General features: G+C 54.3%; 16 protein-coding genes. 8 read left to right on the top strand and 8 right to left on the bottom strand.

Features of this window, described 5'->3' with window-relative positions; all coding sequences use genetic code 11:
* Positions 1-20: 20 nt before the first annotated feature.
* Positions 21-2,378 carry an HD family phosphohydrolase gene (locus SH573x_RS23035; protein WP_479350189.1) on the top strand — a complete coding sequence of 786 codons (2,358 nt, stop codon included), beginning with the start codon at positions 21-23 and terminating at the stop codon, positions 2,376-2,378.
* 119 nt (positions 2,379-2,497) lie between these two features.
* Here the strand turns inward: SH573x_RS23035 and SH573x_RS23030 are convergent, their stop codons facing one another.
* A complete protein-coding gene (locus SH573x_RS23030; RefSeq protein WP_479350188.1) occupies positions 2,498-3,739 on the bottom strand; it encodes a DUF3754 domain-containing protein in 1,242 nt (413 codons plus the stop codon).
* A gap of 6 nt (positions 3,740-3,745) precedes the next feature.
* Between SH573x_RS23030 and SH573x_RS23025 the strand changes: the two genes are divergently transcribed.
* Entirely contained in the window at positions 3,746-4,429 is a 684-nt protein-coding gene (locus SH573x_RS23025; protein ID WP_479350187.1) for an HAD family hydrolase, read from the top strand.
* Between the two features lie 176 nt (positions 4,430-4,605).
* Here the strand turns inward: SH573x_RS23025 and SH573x_RS23020 are convergent, their stop codons facing one another.
* The 3 genes from SH573x_RS23020 to SH573x_RS23010 all read right to left on the bottom strand — a co-directional run bounded on the left by SH573x_RS23020 (position 4,606) and on the right by SH573x_RS23010 (position 8,212).
* Positions 4,606-4,935, bottom strand: coding sequence for an HU family DNA-binding protein (locus SH573x_RS23020; protein ID WP_479350186.1), 330 nt, complete (start codon positions 4,933-4,935; stop codon positions 4,606-4,608).
* Between the two features lie 159 nt (positions 4,936-5,094).
* Positions 5,095-6,420: an acyltransferase family protein gene (locus SH573x_RS23015; protein ID WP_479350185.1), complete on the bottom strand. Its 1,326-nt coding sequence runs from the start codon at positions 6,418-6,420 to the stop codon at positions 5,095-5,097.
* Positions 6,421-6,694: 274 nt separating this feature from the next.
* The gene (locus SH573x_RS23010; protein ID WP_479350183.1) at positions 6,695-8,212 is read right to left on the bottom strand and encodes a hypothetical protein; all 1,518 of its coding nucleotides are present in this window, start codon (positions 8,210-8,212) and stop codon (positions 6,695-6,697) included.
* Between the two features lie 263 nt (positions 8,213-8,475).
* Between SH573x_RS23010 and SH573x_RS23005 the strand changes: the two genes are divergently transcribed.
* Together SH573x_RS23005 and SH573x_RS23000 are read left to right on the top strand one after the other, a co-directional pair.
* Entirely contained in the window at positions 8,476-9,288 is an 813-nt protein-coding gene (locus SH573x_RS23005; RefSeq protein ID WP_479350181.1) for a hypothetical protein, read from the top strand.
* 169 nt (positions 9,289-9,457) lie between these two features.
* Entirely contained in the window at positions 9,458-12,208 is a 2,751-nt protein-coding gene (locus SH573x_RS23000) for a PAS domain-containing protein (RefSeq protein ID WP_479350179.1), read from the top strand.
* 565 nt (positions 12,209-12,773) lie between these two features.
* Here the strand turns inward: SH573x_RS23000 and SH573x_RS22995 are convergent.
* Positions 12,774-14,072: a sigma-70 family RNA polymerase sigma factor gene (locus tag SH573x_RS22995; protein WP_479350178.1), complete on the bottom strand. Its 1,299-nt coding sequence runs from the start codon at positions 14,070-14,072 to the stop codon at positions 12,774-12,776.
* 312 nt (positions 14,073-14,384) lie between these two features.
* Between SH573x_RS22995 and SH573x_RS22990 the strand changes: the two genes are divergently transcribed.
* From SH573x_RS22990 to SH573x_RS22980, 3 genes are all read left to right on the top strand, one after another.
* A complete protein-coding gene (locus SH573x_RS22990; protein ID WP_479350176.1) occupies positions 14,385-15,260 on the top strand; it encodes a MerR family transcriptional regulator in 876 nt (291 codons plus the stop codon).
* The gene (locus SH573x_RS22985; RefSeq protein ID WP_479350174.1) at positions 15,257-15,670 is read left to right on the top strand and encodes a nucleotide pyrophosphohydrolase; all 414 of its coding nucleotides are present in this window, start codon (positions 15,257-15,259) and stop codon (positions 15,668-15,670) included. The genes SH573x_RS22990 and SH573x_RS22985 overlap by 4 nt, the downstream gene beginning before the upstream one ends.
* Positions 15,671-15,741: 71 nt before the next feature.
* On the top strand, positions 15,742-16,152 hold the full coding sequence (locus tag SH573x_RS22980; RefSeq protein ID WP_479350172.1) for a 6-pyruvoyl trahydropterin synthase family protein: 411 nt from the start codon (positions 15,742-15,744) through the stop codon (positions 16,150-16,152).
* Positions 16,153-16,404: 252 nt separating this feature from the next.
* On the opposite strand, the gene SH573x_RS22975 is transcribed toward SH573x_RS22980, so the two are convergent.
* Positions 16,405-16,692 (bottom strand): hypothetical protein, encoded by a 288-nt coding sequence (locus tag SH573x_RS22975; protein WP_479350170.1) that lies wholly within the window; start codon positions 16,690-16,692, stop codon positions 16,405-16,407.
* Between the two features lie 256 nt (positions 16,693-16,948).
* Between SH573x_RS22975 and SH573x_RS22970 the strand changes: the two genes are divergently transcribed.
* A complete protein-coding gene (locus tag SH573x_RS22970) occupies positions 16,949-17,203 on the top strand; it encodes a hypothetical protein (RefSeq protein ID WP_479350169.1) in 255 nt (84 codons plus the stop codon).
* Positions 17,204-17,369: 166 nt separating this feature from the next.
* Here SH573x_RS22970 and SH573x_RS22965 read toward each other — a convergent pair whose 3' ends face one another.
* Complete coding sequence (locus tag SH573x_RS22965) at positions 17,370-17,726, bottom strand: hypothetical protein (RefSeq protein WP_479350167.1); 357 nt, start codon at positions 17,724-17,726, stop codon at positions 17,370-17,372.
* Between the two features lie 249 nt (positions 17,727-17,975).
* The gene (locus tag SH573x_RS22960) at positions 17,976-18,590 is read right to left on the bottom strand and encodes a DUF6702 family protein (RefSeq protein WP_479350166.1); all 615 of its coding nucleotides are present in this window, start codon (positions 18,588-18,590) and stop codon (positions 17,976-17,978) included.
* Positions 18,591-18,592 lie beyond the last annotated feature (2 nt).

The following is an 18,592-nucleotide window of genomic DNA, read 5'->3' as shown; positions in this document are numbered from 1 at the left end:
AACTCGCAACACACTGCCGTATGGCTACCACCCCATCTCGACGCACGCGTAGTGAGCGCGTGGCATCGCTCCAGTTGGAACCGTCCTCGCTGAAGCTTTGGTTTCAAGGACTTTACTCACCACCATCGATCATGCGGCTGGGCATCGCCTTGGCCGCTATGCTGGCCCTTCTGGTCATTCTCGAAGGATGGAAGCCGCCGTTTTCTTATCGGGAAGGCTTCGTGCCGTCGCGAGCCATTATGGCGCGCGTCGCCTTTGAAATGCCCGACGCCGAAAAGACCGAGCGTGAGCGCGCCATCAAACGACAAGAGACGCTGTGCTACTACGAAAACAACCCGGTGCCCCTGAATCAACTCAGCAGCACTATCATCGGATTGCTTACCCAACTGGTGCCCGAAAAGCGCTTCGAAGAACTCGATAGTAAGCAACGCGCCGCGCTGGATTCACTCTTGCCTGGCAGAGATGGTGAACTGGAGATCACACCCGAACAAGCCCTGGTAGCCATTCGCAGTTTATTAGGACCGCCCAATCAAACGGAGAAACTGACGCGGGCAGTTCGCGTCACCTTTGAACCGCTCGTCGACTTTGGTGTGTTACAAAGCGTCAGCCATGCGATCGAAGATGGTAATCAACGCTTGATTTACATCTTCCAAAAGGGCCAGCCTGAGCAAGCCGCCGCTGCCATCGAAGTCATGCGCGTGCGTATTGCCGAACTGACCGAAGAGCTACCCAAACGCACGCTGAGTGTGTTTCAACAAGAGTTTGGCAAGCCCGAAGCCATTTTGGTCGCCAAGATGGTCAACGCTTATCTGATCTCGAATTTGCCGGTCACGCTGACCTATCGCCAAGATTTGAGCGAAGAGTCGCGGCGGCGCAATGAAGAAGCGATCAAACCTGCGATGGTGGTCTATTCGCCTTCGACCAGTGTGCTGGCTCGACCGGGGTATCCACTGTCTTTAGAAAATGACTTGCCGCTGCTGCGCGCCGAGTACGAGGCATGGATCTTACAGTTGGGTTGGAAAGAGAAACTGCTGCGAGCCCTGGCCTTTCTGGGCATGGTGGCGGCGCTCTTTTTATTATGTGGCATCTACCTGTACTACCAGATCGATCCGACCTTTCTCTTGGATGTGCGACGGCTGTGTAGCTTGCTGGGCCTGGTGTTGATAACCGCCTTATTGAGTTATGTGCTGTCGGCTGACCCTTGGCGCGCCGAAGTTGCCGTGTTGGTCCTTTGCGCAGTGACAGCCACCATTGCCTACGGCCGGCAGTTGGCCATGTTGATTTGCAACTGCATGGCGCTGGCCATTACGTTGTCGCTGGGCATGAACTTGGGTGAGTTCGTCATCCTTTCCAGTGCGGCTTGTTCGGCGGTGTTGTTGCTGGGCCGCGTTCGTTCGCGCACTAAGCTGATTTACGTAGGACTGGCCGCGGGGTGCATCGTGGCCCTGACGCATTTGGGTGTCGACATCATGTTGGGGCAAGTCGACGTAGCTATGCCGACCACCGTGAGTGGCTCTGTCAATGGCCCGCTGACTTGGCAAGCCTTGCTCAACAATCTCGCTTTTGAATCCAGCCGCTTTGGCTTGTATGCCCTGATCGCTTGTGCCCTGATGACTAGCGTGCTGCCATTTGTCGAATGGTTCTTTGGTGTACAGACCGATTCGAGTTTGTTGGAGCTGGGTGATGCCAGCCATCCATTGCTCCGTCAGCTAGCGCAGCGAGCCCCGGGCACCTACAATCACTCGATCAATGTGGCAGCTATTGCCGAAGCCGCCGCCGATGCTATCGGAGCCCATGGTTTGCTGACACGCGTGGGCGCGTACTTTCATGATATCGGCAAGATCTTCAAGCCTAACTACTTCGTCGAGAATCAAGGCCAGGGTGGCAATCGGCACGAATCGCTGCAACCGGCGATGAGCACGCTGGTGATCATCGCTCACGTCAAAGATGGCGCCGACTTAGCGCGGCAACACAAACTGCCCAAACCAATTATCGATTTCATCGAGCAACACCACGGTACAACGCTAGTTGAGTACTTTTTCCGCGAAGCCACCAAACGCAGCCAGCAAGACCCGCACGGGGAAGAGGTGTCCGAGACCACGTTCCGCTATCCAGGGCCCAAGCCGCAGACGCTAGAGGCCGCCGTGTTGATGCTAGCCGATGCCGTCGAGAGCGCCAGTCGCTCTTTGGTCGAACCCACTTCGTCGCGCATTCAAAACCTGGTCGATGATATCGCCATGAAGAAATTGCTGGATCGCCAGTTCGATGAATGCGGTCTGACCCTCAAGCAACTCGACCAAATCAAAGCCTCGCTAGTCAAATCGCTCAACGCCATCTACCACGGACGCGTCAAGTATCCCGGCCAGCAAACGGCGTGATGGGATTGATGATTGGCGATTGATGATTGCCGATTGATGATTGGGGATTGGGGATTGGGGATTGGGGATTGGGGATTGGGGATTGCAGAACATTGCTTACACCTTACTCCTTACTCCTTCTATTCGTTGAACCACTGGTCCCAGGTGGTGTTAAGCTGACGATTGGCTTCGGCTAGCGGCAGAGCTATCAATCGGTCATCGCAGATGCGCACGATCCCGAGATGAATCAGGTCGCGAATCGCGCCTTCGATATCAAAGTCGACGTGAATGCCGGTAGCTTCCAGGACAACTTCTTCGGCCGCCTGGTCGAGCTGGTCGATCATCCAACCTTGCTCGGCGGTTGGTCCATATCGCGAGGGCAATAGGACCGCGGCGATGAAGTAGGCCAGTACGCTTTCACATGCCTCTTGTTGTTCACCTTCTTCTAATAACCTCAACATGGCCCCGGCGTTGTTGTCCAGCGATTGATAGTAGAGGTTTTGAGCGACGTTCAAATGGTAGCGACGTCGCGTGTTGATGGTCGACGTGAACATGGCTTTGACACCATACAAGAACGCGACCATTACTAGAGCGATCAGCGCGGCGGTTTTGAACAAACCGGCTAGCGTCAGCAGCACAGCGTAGCGCAGGGCTTTCCACAGAGTAGAAACTAACGCGTACAGTGATGGCAAGACGATGCTGGAGTGATCGAGCCAAGTAAACTTGATGCGCGTAGCTGGTAGGACCATATCGACATCTTGTTGCGGAATATTCTTGAACATCCGCAGGTATAGTCGTCGCCAATCGAAGCGCGGATCACGACCTTCGGAGGTGGTGCGAAAGATCACGACCAGGCGTTGGTAGAGCTGCACATCGATCGTAGTTTGGCGATACAATCGCCGCCAGCTGCGGAAACTCTTCTGGGTCAGCACGTTGCCGCGCGCATAGACTTCGATTGTCTTGAGAGCGTCGAAGTTGACGCGCATGCGCACGCCCCAGCGACTGGCTGCATCCATCGCTTGTTGGATTTCCGCTTGGGACAAGCGATGATAGTTGGCCCGGCGCAGCACATCGGCTAAACGCTGCAGCATCTGGTCGCACAATTTTTCGCGTTCCTCGATTAGCGGCACACTCAGTAGCAGTGTGTCTCGATCGGGATCCAGGGGCGCGTAGAGGTAGGTCAGCTGTTCATGTCGCCTCCGGTAGACGTGATGCAACAGTGCGAGTATAAGGCTAGCCAGGTGACGAAACTCGGCTTGCTGCTGCCCGCGCAAGGTTGGATGCTGGGACAGAAAATCGACCAGGTCTGTGGTGTGCAGTGGCACGAATGTTTCGCGACGCGACTCGATGCGGTCGCTAATGGGTTCCTCTGGTTTTGGCATGAGAACATGATAACTGAAAATGAGTCACCGCTTGCCTGGCACAGCCCGATCGAAGCGATTGCCTTCGATATGGATGGACTGCTGATCAATACGGAGGAACTGTACTTCGAGGTCTTTGAAGAACTGATGCAGCGTCGTGGCCAGCACTACACACATGAGTTGCGGCGCAGCATGATGGGCTTGCCCAGTCCGCAAGCCTTTGAGGTACTGATTGGACAAGCCAGGCTGAACGAGAGCATTGATCAACTGGAACAAGAGTGCGAAGAGATATTTTCAGGCGTCTTGCCTGATCGACTGGCAGTCATGCCCGGCGTGGTCGAGCTACTGGACCGGATCGAGCGTTTGGGACTGGCGCATTGCGTGGCTACGAGCAGTCGACGGACTTTTGCCGACGATTGCCTGGCGGCAGTAGGTGTACTCGAGCGATTCGACTTTATTGTCACAGCCGCAGAAGTGGCTCGAGGCAAACCGTTTCCCGACATTTACTTGGAGGCCGCCAAACGCATGGGCGTTGCGGCCAGTGGCATGTTGGTGTTGGAAGATAGCCAGAACGGAGCGCGGGCTGGCGTGGCCGCTGGTGCTTGCACGATAGCCGTGCCCGGCGATCATAGTCGCGATCATGATTTCAGTGGCACGTTTGGCATTGCCACATCGCTAGCCGATCCGAGAATCGCCAAGCTGTTGAAGTGAGAATGTCTCCTTTTGCTCCGCAAAAGGAAGTTGCGTTAAGCCGATTGCTCAGCCTGGAATTATGTTTCGGCCACTGATCTGCCGATTGCCTTTCGCGGAGCGAAAGGAGACACAAAAATGGGCGAGGCCTCCTGGAGGCTCGCCCTTCGTGAATTTTGTTCGGGTGGAGGTTGAAATTAATCGCCAACCATTTCTTTCAGCTTCTTCAAAGCGCGGACGCGAACAGCCACCGAGGCTTTCTTGGCGTCAGCCCAAATCATTTCGCCGGTAGCCGGGTTGCGAACTTGTCGCTTCGGCTTAGCTGGGCGAACCACTGCTACGATCTTGCACAAGTTTGGGATTTGGAAAACGCCAGGCCCCTTCTTGCTGAGGCTTCGAGCAATTTCTTCGCTCAGTGCATCGAAGACGGCCGCGACCTGCTTCTTGGTCAATTCAGTCTTCTCGGCGATGCTCGTGAACACTTCGGTTTTCGATGGAGCTTTCTTCTTCGCTGCGGCCTTCGCCATGCTTTCAATCCCTTTCCAGTAAGTAAAATATTGGTACACCACAGACCTACGTCTGCACGTCAGTCGTGACCATTAAAAACGGATGAGCACAAATTTCAACTAGGAGATGAGCAAAAAAACGCTGAAAAAGGCAAGGAAATTCACATTTTCTGCCTTTGTTCACCCCCGCAAGGGCGCTGAACCGCTTTCGCAGGTGCCAATCGCGACAATATTGGACGCGCCCACGGCGGCCAACTCATAGAGCTTCTCCGTCCTCCAGAGCGCTACTTCGCTGACCATTGATGTCGGTTCCGCGGAGCGCGCAGTTTGAGGAAAAATCTCTTTCAGCCGCAGCCAGTGTTTCTCAAATAAGTGCCAACTGCACCAGGCCAAGCCGACCGTCAGACAGAACATTCCAGCCAGATACACCAGGCTTCCCACCAATCCAGTTGGAGCGACTTGCTCCCAACCTAGGAGCATGCCGACCCAAGTCACCAGCGGTATCAAAGGGCACTGAAATACGTACATGCCATAGCTGAGTTGACCCAACTTACGCAACCATTTCAGATCCAGCCCGCGCGCCAGAGGGCTGCTGGTGCGACTGGTTACCAACCACATCATCAACGCCGACCAACCTAACGTCCAACTAATGGAGCCGGCCATTAGCACGCGTCGCTGACTACAGCTCAAGGCAAAGCCAATCAGCAAAAACACCGTGCATGCGGTAATGGCCCAGTTGCGATACTGTCGCACCTTTAGGGACGATTGACGAAGGGACGGTTGACGCACAATCACCGCCAGTGCCGCGCCCAACAGCAGGCCATCACAGCGCATGATCGTCAGCACTTCAGCCGCTGTGGCTGAGCTACCGCTGGCCAACCAACACGTGCGTCCCATCACTACGGCGATCGCACCCACAATCGCGATGCGCAATAATCGACCAGGTAAACACAGCACGACGATCAGCGGCCACACCAAATAAAAATGCTCCTCGACCGCTAATGACCAGAAATGATCCAGCGGACCAAAACACCAACTTCCCACCAGACTCATGTGAATGTTGGTTAGATAAAACCATAAGTAGATTTGCTGCTGATAGGCGGGGCGAAATTGTTCGACCAGCCATTGCCCCTGATCGACGTTACCAAGGATGGATAGGACTATCGTCATCGTGGCCAACGTGCCCACATACAGGGGCAGAATTCGCAAACAACGACGAACGAAGAAGTTTCGCAGCTGCCCAGGTGCGCCACGCGAATCGAGCAAAATGCCAGTGATCAAAAAGCCGGACAGTACAAAGAACAGCTCAACGCCATATTGACCAGCATGAAAAAGTTGAGCCAGCCAGCGTCCCTGCCAACTCTCCGACGGAAGGTCTTTGCCAAAGCGATAGAGAGTTACTAACAAGATAGCCAACCCCCGCAAGCCATCCAACTGCGGGATGTGGCGGCCAGGCTGGTAGAGGGCAAACGTGGGCTCTATTGCTTTGTGATTCAAACCGTCCAAAACGCCTCTCTCCCCAGCGGCCCCAAACAATTGGCGCAAGCGTATCTAAACGGTACGTCATAGAGCCTCGACAAGCTGCTTTGCACGACGGCCAGGGGGCACATTGACGCAGGGACTCGATGTTTGTTCCGGTTGTAGCAGTCGTAGCCGATCTCGCCAGAGATTGGAGATAGATCGATGATGCATCCAAAGTCTGGCGACTTCGGCTACGCAACAAAAAAAGCCTGAGCAATGGCTCAGGCTTTTCTTGTTTTCTGACTGACAGCCAATTCGACTACCAGAGGTATTCAGCACCTAGAGTAAAACCGGAGTACTTGGCGACTCCGTCTACATCGATAAACGGTGCTCGGTTTGGTCCAAAGGCAAAGCCTGTGTTGTTGTTGCCTAGTCCAGCAGTGTTGAAGTTGCGGGGGGCCAAGGCAACATTGTCGACTCGCAGGTAGTTGTACGATGCGCGGAAGGTCCAGGAGTACGACAATCGATAGAGACCGCCGACTTGGAATTCGCCCAGGTAAGCTGTTTCACCGTCGCCGCGATGCTCACTGGCTTGAGCAACTGAGTTGGCTACGATGTGTGAGTCAACTTCTGCATGGTTGCCGTAGACGCCATACTTGCCTTCCATACCGAACATTAATCCAGGTACGACCGTGACCCAACCATCGCTACCGAGTTGGAAACCGACTAGCTCGTTGCGAGCCAGTGTATCCAGGTTGAAGAAGCGCGGGGTCAAGCCAGCACCATTGTTGACCAGGCCAACCGTTTGATAACCAAACTTTTCATCTAAGTCAAAGTAGCGTACGCCGGCTAACCACGAACCTTGAACCCAACGCGATGGAGCGACCCAACGGCGACGGAAGTTCAATTCAGCATTGTGAATGGCTGAGTCATAGGCGAGCGACTGACTGATCGATCGGTCCGTATCATCAAAGCCGTTGTTGGGATTGGTACCAAAGGCACTGATCACCGAGAACAGATCGGCATTACCCGATTCGGCAGTTGCCGATGAGTGCCACTTGTTCAATCCAAAGTAGGTCAACTCAACATTGCTGCCTGGACCTGTTTGCAGGGCCAAGGTGGTTAACAAACCGAACTCGAGTTGATCGATACCCGGATCGCTAGTACGCAGTACTGGTACCCCGTTGATACCTTGCGTAGTGATAACTCGGCTCGCAATATCATCGGTTCGCTTCAGAGCGATGGTTCCGATGTGCGCGTCGAACCAGCGCTGCGATTGCGCGCCTTCGGCATAGGGAGCAAAGCGTCCCAATAGCCCGCAGAGGTAACCTGGCAGCATGGCGTTATTGCCCCACCCACAGGCGTAGCAACCATCGGAGCCCATGCCGCGCGAGCCCAGTCCGGCTCCGCGAATCATGTCACGTAGTGGTGCGCGGCCCAGTCGGCAGGGGTAGGTGCCGCAAATGGCACAGCCACCACCATCACCGCCATCGCCCATCATCATGCCACCCATGCTGTCGCAGCCCATGCCTGTATCACAGGCACCTTCGCAACATGCACAGCCCGAACCGCCGAATCCGGCAGGCATGACAGCTGAGGACATGGGGCCAGGACCATTGGCATAAGCAACTTCCATCGGCGGTGGGCCGGGCATTGCTATGCTCATGGGGCCATGGTTTCCAAGTCCAGCCATCCCGCCGCCATCCATCGCAGGTGCGCCCCCGTATGCGGCACCCGTGTTGTATGGCGATCCGGTTTGCCCATGCACGTTGCTGGCACCACCGAGCAGTGCCAGCCCTGTGAAGAGCCAATGTTTCCAACCTTTGCGATTTCTCATCGATTCCTCTCCACCGGCACAGAGCGCAAGTCCGTTACACTCCGGAAACTCGTTACAAACGTGCTTATCGGCACGTGCAGGCGGAAAAGTTTGCCCGAAGAGGACGAAACGTCCTATTACTGGCAGAGAATTCCGATTATTCCGCAAAAAGGACTGCCCGGTCCACCCAATTGCAATTGACGACATCACCCACCGATTGATACGGTGCCCCGCCCGAGCCGGCGGATTTCTGAAACAACCGACCTTTGCTAGCAATTGTAGAAATGATGGTGAACTCCAAAATCGTCATGGTGCTAGTCTTGCTTGGTTGTCTGCCAGGTCACTCGCTCGTGACCACTGAAGAGTTGGTAGCCGCACCCCAACCAGCCACTGCAGACGATCTGGCTTCGCCACAAATGATTGCCTGGCTCAAGCAACTCATCCGCGAAAATCTGCCGGACACATACGAAGACGCCAAGAAATGGGATTTGAAGAAAGAAGTATGGGATGGCGTGGACATCTCGCGCGATGGTTTGAAGATCAAGACCAAACGCAAGCACAAAGAAGTCAACCACGGCACTTGGACTCGCTATCGACTGCAAACGGTCGATCCAGATAAGAACTTGTTAATACAGTTTCACCAGTTGGAAGTCGGCGCCGATGGCAAGGTGCATTTCTCCGTGACCATTCAATTGCTGCTGGACGTTTTCGGGCGACTCAGTCAGTGGGTGCGCGACGTACAAATGATCAGCCTCAGCGCCAACGCTGATGCCGTCTGCAAATTGACAGTTCAAGGTGAAGTGGCCTTTCAGTTGAATGCGCTAAAATTCCCACCCGACGTGCGGATTAAACCCCATGTTGATGCGGCTCGAGTCGAGATCGTCCAGTTCCGCGTGCGGCGCATCAGTCAGCTTGGTGGTCCCTTGGCTGAACAACTGGGTAACGGATTGCGCGCTGCCCTAGAAGCCAAGCTGGAAGACAGCAACGAGCGTTTGCCGGAAAAAATGAATCGACAGCTCGAAAAACACAAAGATCGCATGCAGTTCTCTACTCAGGAATGGCTGCAGTCCAAACTGCCTCTGCCCGGTGCAAGTTGAACGCTACGGTCTGGGCTAGAACATAACTGGTAGTGTCTGGGGCCACGAAATAGGCTACGATGTATCTACCTCAGTTATCGCGATCAAGCCCCTCAACTATCCGACAGTGTCGAGATTGCTGGCCGCAGGTCGGTTTGGCAGTCTTTGCAGGTCGGGCCGAACTCTTACCATGCGCAACGAATATGAAGGACTCGTAGACTACATTTCCTTGCATCGCCAGCTTCTAGCTCAGCAGTTCATTGCAGAGAATTTGCCGGATGGTGGCAGCGACATCAACGCCAACGTGCCGGAGGAGGACGTTGCCCGGAGATTCGTCGAGATTGGATTTGTTCGTTGGCGTATCGATCACACTTCGCGGCGGCCGAAGCGTGTATCGGAGATGGAGCAAAAGGGGACATCGCTGACTGCAGGAACTGCTCGGGAAATTTGGCAGTCGCTCGCACCAGATGTACGGGACCAGATAAAAACCATGTGCCAGACAAACTCATCTGACGGAACTGATGACAATGTACAGTTGGCAAGAACTCGTCGGCGTACGAAGCGAAAAAACGCGGGTGAGTCGGCTACCGTTGAGCATAAGCGGGCTGAATCCGAATTCAACGCAGCGATCCTCGACTCGCTTACCGCTCAAGTAGCCGTCATTGACCAGGATGGGTACATTCTATCGGCCAATCGAGCCTGGCTGGAGTTTCGCTTGGCCAGGGCTACGGCCGGAATGCCGCCGCGCGGTATGGTGGGCGAGAATTATCTCAGCGTCTGCGAATCTTATATGCAGGAGGGCTGTCAACAGGGCCATGAGGCAGCGGTCGGAGTACGCACGGTGCTGGCTCGCCAAGCCGATAAATTTCATCTTCAGTATAAGCTGTCCCCAGCCCAACCCAGTAGCAATTCGTCGCGTTGGTTCATGTTGAGCGTGACACCGCTGGCGGGTAGTCCCACTGGTGCAGTCGTAACGCATGTCGACATCACCGCGCAAGTGCAGGCTGAACTGGCGCTGAGAGTCGAACGCGATCGATTCCATCGCATGGTTTCAGTGGCACCCGGAGTCATACACAGTTACTCCACTAGCGAGGATGGATCGCGATCGTTTGTGTATGCCAGTCCGGCTATCAGCGAGATCTATGGATACAGCGCAGAACAACTGCGCCAGCGCGGTGAACTGGCCAATCAGTCGGTACATCCCGACGACCGCGCGCGCGTGGAAGCGGAAGTTGAACATGCCAAGCGAACCATGTCGGAATGGCATAGCGAGTTTCGCGTATGCCATCCAACGAAAGGAGTCATCTGGGTCGAAGGACGTTCAACGCCCGCGCGCGAAAGTGATGGAAGCCTCGTATGGCACGGCTTCCTGACCGATATTACGGCCCGCATGAAGACCCAGGAATCAATGCGCCGCAGCGAAGAACATCTGCGTTTGGCGATGGGCACCGCGCCGATGGGGACTTGGGAACTCGATTTAGATACGTATGAGTTGAGTTGGTCCGACAACCTGTGGGCCATCATGGGACAATCATCGCCAGCCGAACCCATGAAGTTGGAAGTGTTTAGTAACCATTTGCATCCGGATGATCGCCAGCGTGTTTTAGATGAGATAGCCAAAGCGATCGAATCCGGCCGAGCTCTCCGCTGTGAGTATCGTGTGATGCGCCCCGATGGAACCATGCGCTGGTCGCTGTCCCATGGTCGCGTGGTCGAAGATCTGCAAATCAAAGGCAAGCATCGCTTCGTAGGCGTCGATCTGGACATTACGGCTCGCAAGCAACTCGAAGAACAGTTTCATCAATCTCAGAAGATGGAAGCCATCGGCCGCCTGGCTGGTGGGGTCGCACACGATTTCAATAACTTGCTGACTGTTATCAACGGTTACTGCTACGTTCTGCTGGCTGGACTGTCCAGTGACGATGAAAAGCGTCAACATGTCGTGGCCATTCGCGACGCCGGTGAACGCGCCGCCCGCTTGACCGGGCAGCTGCTGGCCTTTAGCCGCAAGACCATTGCTTCGCCTCAGTTGATCGACATCAATTCCTTGCTGACCAACTTCGAAGAGTTGCTCAGTCGACTGGTGGGCGAAGACATTATTTTGGCGCTGGATCTTTCGCCAGATCGTTTACTGCTGCAAGCCGACCCTGCTCAAATTGAACAGGTGATTGTAAACCTGGCGGTCAACGCGCGCGATGCCATGGGCACAGGCGGTCGGCTGATCATCCGCACCAATGTGGTTACGCTGACAACGGCCACCAGCGAACAAGGTTGTCGGCTTGGCCCTGGTAACTACGCAGAATTGAGCGTAACGGATACCGGTTGCGGTATGTCGTCGGAAGTGCAAGCCAAGATCTTCGAGCCGTTCTTTACGACCAAGCCGGTTGGCAAGGGGACCGGACTGGGCCTATCCGTGGTTCATGGCGTCATTACTCAGAGCGGTGGTCATGTATCGGTGCAGAGCCAAGTGCATGTCGGAACCACTTTCCGAATCCTGCTGCCACTGGTCGACAGCGATCGAGCCACAGAACTGGATGGTCCCTGGGCTGGTTCGTCTAAGGGTAGTGAAACAGTTCTCCTGGTCGAAGACGAAGACAGTGTACGGCGCATCGCCCGAGTTTCGCTCGAGAGCCAAGGGTATCGAGTGCTGCCAGCTAGCTCCGCGGCCGAAGGTATCGAACTGTTCATGGCCCATGATAAAGAGATTCACTTACTCGTCTCCGACTTGGTTATGCCAGGCATGAGTGGCGGACAACTGGCACAGGAGCTGCGCAAGCTGCGGCCTGACTTGAAGGTCCTGTTTATCAGTGGTTACACCGAGGAGCTGTTCATTCAGCAGGGTGTCATGACCACCATGGCCGCCTTTCTGGCTAAGCCTTTCAAACCCTCTACACTCGCGCGTAAAGTACGAACCATCCTCGACCAGGTCGAAGTCAAATAAAGATCACCTTTGGAGTGCGGTGCCACCTGGCACCGCTTTGATGTAAGGAAAGTCTTCAGCCGCAGCCTGAGTCACCCTGAAAGCTTGGAGTCACGCAGTGCGAGCAAGCCTTTGGAGTGCGGTGACATCTGGCACCGCTTTGATGTAAGCGAAGTCTTCAGCCGCAGCCTGAGTTACTCTGAAAGTCTGGAGTCACGCAGTGCGAGCAGGCTGCGGTGCAGTCAACGCTTACATCAAAGCTACGGCTGCGCCGCAGCACTCCAAAGAGTGCCATCTGGCACCGCTTTGATGTAAGCGAAGTCTTCAGCCGCAGCCTGAGTTACTCTGAAAGTTTGGAGTCACGCAGTGCGAGCAGGCTATGGGACAGTCAGCGCTTACATCAAAGCTACGGCTGCGCCGCAGCACTCCAAAGAGTGCCATCTGGCACCGCTTTGATGTAAGTAAAGTCTTCAGCCGCAGCCTGAGTTACCCTGGAAGTTTGGAGTCACGCAGTGCGAGCAGGCTGCGGTACAGTCAACGCTGACATCAAAGCTACGGCTGCGCCGTAGCACTCCCAAGAGTCACTTCAATTTAAATCAACTGCCGTGGCGCTGTATTCAAACGGGGTCACTTCTTCAAAGCTCTCCTCGGCGCCGAAGTCGTAATTGGCCGCCAGGCTTTTGAGCTTGGCTAGCGCGTTGTGTTCGATTTGACGAATACGTTCCTTGGAGAGCTTGAGCGTATCGGCCAGTCGCTGCAAAGTCATGACTTCTTTGTCTTCGCCCAGGCAGTAGCGCGAGCGAATGACGATTTGTTCGCGCTTGGTCAGTTGATTGAACAACGCTAGCAACTGACGTCGCCAGGTCAGCCAGTGCGAACGGTCGCCGGTTACTTCCGCCAGACCTTTGACCGTGTTCAAGATCGACAAGGCTGTCGAGTGAGTGAACTGTCGGCGCTGGCTCTTTCGCTCTTGGATGTGCAGAAAACACTCGCGCCGAATTACCGTGGTGGCGTAGGTGCAAAATCGATAGCCACGACTGGGATCAAATCTATCCAACGCTCGCATCATGCCGATGATGCCATCGCTAACCAATTCGTCGTAGTGATATGGCGATACGGGTAACTTGCGGACAATCGAAACCACCAACCGCATGTTGGACTGGATGACCAGTGAGCGATGCCAGAACGCGGCCCGCACCAAACCTTCGGCTCGCGCGACAGCCCATTGATCGACATGACGCGCACTCAAAATCTGGTGCGCCAGAAATTTGAAATAGTGCAGACGCTTTACTGCCGAAGCCTCTTCTCCTTTACGCAACAAACGTCGCGTGCACAACTTGGCGAACAACAAATCTTCCAGGCCCGGTTGCATCTCCTCGTCAAGCTCTCCCACCGGTTCCAAGAGCGTCGATCCGCAAATCAGCGCTTCGGCGTTGGGTAAGTCGAACAGATCCAGGTGGATAAAGTCAGCGCTGGCTTTCAGCAGTTCTTGGCGGCGAACCTCCAGTTTCTGTGGGCTGAGCACCACTGGGGCGGCCATCTGACAATACGATAAGAATTCGTGCTCTAAATCTGGGTCAGCGAAGGTCCTCAAAGGACGTTTGCCGCCGCGCATGTCCAATACCTTGGCAGGGCGACCGGGCTTTCTGGCTTGGACGCTTTGAAGATGATCGAATGCGTCTTCATCTCGCAGCTCAGAATCTTGCAGCTCAGGCAACTCGCAATCCATTAACCACTGCTGATTGTCCAGTACCCTCGGCAGGGTTTGGGCTGTAGACATCGTTGGATCACTATAGCCAGACGTAGCCGAGCACAACCCCTCATTCTCATCGCACGCCACTTCGTTATCCAGCGTTTCAACATCAGCCATGGTCGTGGTCATCATCGTTCCTTCCCAGCTAAAACAGTGTTGCGTGGGAGCCGTTAATAAGCGGGTTTGAAATTCGGTCAACTAGTTCGACAGACAATCTGAAATCGGCCAAATCGCTCAATCCGTCCACTCTTTGTACCGTCTCTTGTGCCCGCAGGCAACTAGGAATTTCACAAAAATGTTTTGGTTATAGGCAAATGGACTGAGTTTTTTCTCGATGCACCTCTACAATAAAACCGTTCAAAGCGTGCAGTGCTTCGCAAGGCCGCTTGAACGAAAAGGTCGATTTGGTGCCGACGATCTTTCCTTTGACCAACGGTGGATGTTGTGGATGAATTGTTGACGACACGTCAGGTGGCTTCGGAATTGCAGGTCAGCGAGTCCTCGATAAAACGCTGGTGCGATTTGGGGCTGATTGCAACTCAACGTACCGCGGGCGGTCATCGCCGGATTGCGCGCGGCGCCCTAAAAAGCTTTGTTTCCACCTCTTATAAGGCTTTGGCTCGAACGGATGTCGATTCGACGCAGGTCGTGGCTGAAGCTGTGGAGACCTATCGCATTAGTTCGCGAGAAGACATCATCGTGCGGTTCCAGCAAGCCTTGGTGGTCGGTGATGAAGCGGCCTGCCGAGAATTGGTCGATCACTGGGTCGCCAGGTTCCCCGGGGCCGCTCAACTGGGTGACCTGCTGATTTCCAGTGCCATGGAGACCGTGGGTCGACTGTGGGAGTGCGGACGAGCAGAAATTTATCAGGAGCGTCGCAGTTGCGAGATCTGTACGCAGCTCCTGGCGGATCTTCGCAACCGCGTCGTCGATGTCCCCACCGGCGCGCCGCGAGCTATCGGCGGTACAATCTCGGGAGACCATTACACGCTGGCCAACTCGTTGGTCGAACTGGTCTTGCGCGAGGCCGGTTGGCATGCGACCAGCTTGGGCAGCGACTTGCCGCTGCAGACCTTGCTGGCGGCTGTGCATCGTGAAAAGCCCCGCATGCTCTGGCTGAGCATTTCGCATATTAGTGATGCCGAGGCCTTTGTGACTGAATACAACAAATTCTATTCGCAGCTACCGACAAAGTTAGTAGTGGCCGTCGGTGGACGCGCCTTGGTCGACGAGTTGCGACGCCGTATCGGCTACACCGTTCACTGCGACAACCTGGAACGACTGTCCGCCTTGGCTCAAGTAGTGGTAAACGTTCCATGAAGCCATCCGCCCACAATCCCAGTGACAGTCAAACCAGTGCGACTGGACGGGAAACAATCTCAAGCTCCGGCGGCGAAGGTTGGACTCTCCACCAAGCTCAAGCGAATGTTGATCAGTGGATCACGTCGATTGGCGTCCGCTACTTCTCGCCACTAACCAACCTGGCTCAGCTAGTGGAAGAAGTTGGAGAGGTCGCCCGCATCCTATCCCGCAGCCATGGCGACCAATCGTCCAAGCCAAATGAAGAACTAAAGCCACTGGCAGATGAATTGGCCGATGTACTATTCGTCGTCATTTGCCTGGCCAATCAGAGCGGCATCGATTTGCAAGCTGCCCTGGAAGCCAACTTGGCAAAGAAAACTCAACGTGACGCCACCCGTCACTTAACTAATTCGAAACTGACACAATAATCAGCTGGGTACTTCAATTTGACCAGCACATTGCACTAGAGAGGCTCTGGAAATTCATGCAGTTAACCATCATGCGTCGCATCAAGTTTTGCGCTGGCCACCGTTTGTACCAGCACGGAGGCAAGTGCGAACATTTCCATGGACATAACTACGTCGCCGACTTCTTCGTCACCGGGGATAAAGTGGATGCGGTCGGCCGAGTGCTGGACTTCGCTGATCTAAAAGCTCGCGTCAAGGGCTGGATCGATGAACATTGGGATCACAGTTTTTTGATTTATGAAAAAGATACCAACGCCCGCGCCGCCCTGGAAATGGTTCAGCCCAAGCGATTGTTCATCCTGCCGTATAACCCAACAGCCGAAAACATGGCCCGTTATCTCCTAGAAGAAATGTGCCCACAAGCCCTCGAGGGCAGTGGAGCTCGAGCCGTTCGCGTGCGCCTCTGGGAGACCGATGAATCGTATGCCGAGTGCGAACTGTAACTACCTTGGCCCCGATGTGGCCCCGATGTCAGTTTTTCCTGCTCCTACTGTTTCGAGTAGGAGTAGGAGTAGGAGTAGGAGCAGGAGTAGGAGTAGGAGTAGGCTTTGCTCCTCAACCCTCAACCCTCAACCCTCAACCCTCAACCCTCAATCCTCAATCCTCAATCCTCAATCCTCAATCCCCAATCCCCAATCCCCAATCCCCAATCATCAATCATCAATCATCAATCATCAATCATCAATCATCAATTCTTACGCTGCGCGACGCTGAGGCTGGATGGCTGGTGTGGTAGAGATCGGTAGCGTAGTTGTGTTGAGGCAGTGCTGCGGCGAAGAAGCCAAGAGCAATTGGCCACTGGGGCCAAAGAACTTGATCTCATCCTCTTCCATGAACCACACGACGTGATAGCCCGTGCATTGGTACTTGCGTCCGCAAAACAAACCATTGCGAATCAACAACGTCTCTCGCATTTCAGCGACGTCGGTGGCACCGAGTTTCTCGAGCTCAATCGCAATGGCGGCGCGAATTCGTTCCAACATAGGCTAGCGTGATCCTTCACGTCGACTAAGGATGCTGGGGCTGTTGGCCAGCAAATCATTGTGCCCCGTTACCGTTTTCCTTCCATCGTCTACCGTCGCCCATTCCATTTACAAGCACTTTTCTAACCGATATAGACTTCCTAGTTTGTCTATGTTAACTATTGCGACTCTTGCGGGGTTCCAAATAGTTTTGCTGAGGCCAGGGCCGATCACCCTTTCGCCCGATCGACCCTGTGGCGCCCCATGGAGCGCGGGGATGGCTAGAGTCTTGCTTGTCGACTTCCACGCGAAGTCGCTCAATCGAAAAGGATTTGATATGGAAGAGATATCCAGTGAAACCCTGCTTCAGCTTAGCAATGACGAGCTGGCTGAAGTCCTAGAAGAGTTAACCGGTGTCGAGCTGAGCGAGCAGCAAGTCAGCGCGTTAAGAACGGTTATCGAGGCGGCCGGTAGCCTGGAAGCTGCTTGGGAATTGCTCAACGATCTCGGTCCATCCGCCGAAGCAGCTTGAGGGGAAAGCTGCCTATCGGAGAAATTTTCCAACGTTTCAGAGTGAAGTATTTAGCTAATCTGCTAGGGCGAGATTGGCCCAGTCTCAGGTTGGAAAGCTCTGTCGCAATAGAAACACGGCTCTTTTGGGACCGCTCGAGAGCCCAAGGGAGCCTTGGCAGACACACTTAGCCGATCAATTGGCTGAGAGCATCCAGCGCACGCTTGGCTTCGTTAACACCGCCCATCTCGTCGGCCAGCTTCTTGATGCGGACGAGCATTTCCACGGAAACACCGCCAGCTTTCGAAGTGCCTTTGCGCGTAACCTTAACAGCCGACTTTGGTGGACGACCACGGCGCGCTGGCTTGCCGCCACGAGAACGGTCTTGCGACAGCACTGTGCTAACCATGGCTGGCGAGACTTTAATGCTGTGGCCGGTCTGTATGATCTTTGCAATTTCTGTCGGTCCAGCGTTGGGATTTTCTGCGCTAGTCGTCCTAATCAAATCCGACTTAGACACACCCTCTGCTTTCTTCTTGGCCATTGAAACCTCCACTTGTTGAAACAAAACTTAAAATCGAGCCCTCATTTAGCTCATACTACACTGTCCCTAATTTGCGACGTATGTCAATGGATTGAAGCATACCTGAGCATGTTTCTAAAGATATTTCTCAAGGGCACATCATCAAGTATTTTCAAATCGTTTCAACGTAGCAATCATTATTCCCGCACAGAGATCAAAGCAGTTAATGAACACTTGTACGGCAGTTGGGTACATTGCATCACCAGCCCACTACCTGTATGGTGGTAATGCCACTTGAAAGCTCGACTCGGTGGTCTTGAAAGAGGCTCGACCGGCTTTTGATATCAACACGGCAGTATTGGTTTGCCCCTTGTTGAGGTTCATCAACACCGTATTGGTTAGGCACAATTGCCCATCGCCTGCAGGTAACTTGAGCTCAAAGTAGCACCACACAGCTGTAGGCTCGACTTCAGTGCCCACCCATATGACCGCAGATTTCTTTGATGGTTCTGGGCGGTGTATCGCATGTGGCTCGCGACTTGGCACCTCACCGCGCGAAAGAAAAAAGTGCTCGGCTACGTAAACGCCTAACAAGCGTTGATCATCTTCAGATATTTCTAGAGCATTCTCCAGCGTGAGGTCGTGCGATTGTGATTCAAGCTGGCTGCCCGTGAGGCTTGAGTTACGATTGTGCAAGTCAGCTAGCAGTTGCTGAAAATCAACGGCGTTGAGCTTCAAGGCCACTTCAAATTTTTCAGATTGGTCATTGAATTCCATTTCAGCGGAGCTGATATGAAAAGAGTGAGCCCACAGAGGCGTTGCACATTGCAATAGGAGTGTACAGCTCAGCAAGAGGCCGAGCTGGCATATTCGAAATGGTCTCATAT

The sequence above is a fragment of the Rania fehmarnensis genome, from assembly GCF_056494185.1.
This window is presented reverse-complemented; position numbering and strand designations above follow the sequence as displayed.

Excerpts from the sequence above, each read along its gene's own strand:
- SH573x_RS23035 (WP_479350189.1), top strand. The coding sequence starts at position 21 with ATGGCTACCACCCCATCTCGACGCACGCGTAGTGAGCGCGTGGCATCG.
- SH573x_RS23030 (WP_479350188.1), bottom strand. The coding sequence starts at position 3,739 with ATGCCAAAACCAGAGGAACCCATTAGCGACCGCATCGAGTCGCGTCGC.
- SH573x_RS23025 (WP_479350187.1), top strand. The coding sequence starts at position 3,746 with ATGATAACTGAAAATGAGTCACCGCTTGCCTGGCACAGCCCGATCGAA.
- SH573x_RS23020 (WP_479350186.1), bottom strand. The coding sequence starts at position 4,935 with ATGGCGAAGGCCGCAGCGAAGAAGAAAGCTCCATCGAAAACCGAAGTG.
- SH573x_RS23010 (WP_479350183.1), bottom strand. The coding sequence starts at position 8,212 with ATGAGAAATCGCAAAGGTTGGAAACATTGGCTCTTCACAGGGCTGGCA.
- SH573x_RS23005 (WP_479350181.1), top strand. The coding sequence starts at position 8,476 with ATGATGGTGAACTCCAAAATCGTCATGGTGCTAGTCTTGCTTGGTTGT.
- SH573x_RS23000 (WP_479350179.1), top strand. The coding sequence starts at position 9,458 with ATGCGCAACGAATATGAAGGACTCGTAGACTACATTTCCTTGCATCGC.
- SH573x_RS22995 (WP_479350178.1), bottom strand. The coding sequence starts at position 14,072 with ATGATGACCACGACCATGGCTGATGTTGAAACGCTGGATAACGAAGTG.
- SH573x_RS22985 (WP_479350174.1), top strand. The coding sequence starts at position 15,257 with ATGAAGCCATCCGCCCACAATCCCAGTGACAGTCAAACCAGTGCGACT.
- SH573x_RS22980 (WP_479350172.1), top strand. The coding sequence starts at position 15,742 with ATGCGTCGCATCAAGTTTTGCGCTGGCCACCGTTTGTACCAGCACGGA.
- SH573x_RS22975 (WP_479350170.1), bottom strand. The coding sequence starts at position 16,692 with ATGTTGGAACGAATTCGCGCCGCCATTGCGATTGAGCTCGAGAAACTC.
- SH573x_RS22970 (WP_479350169.1), top strand. The coding sequence starts at position 16,949 with ATGGCTAGAGTCTTGCTTGTCGACTTCCACGCGAAGTCGCTCAATCGA.
- SH573x_RS22965 (WP_479350167.1), bottom strand. The coding sequence starts at position 17,726 with ATGGCCAAGAAGAAAGCAGAGGGTGTGTCTAAGTCGGATTTGATTAGG.
- SH573x_RS22960 (WP_479350166.1), bottom strand. The coding sequence starts at position 18,590 with ATGAGACCATTTCGAATATGCCAGCTCGGCCTCTTGCTGAGCTGTACA.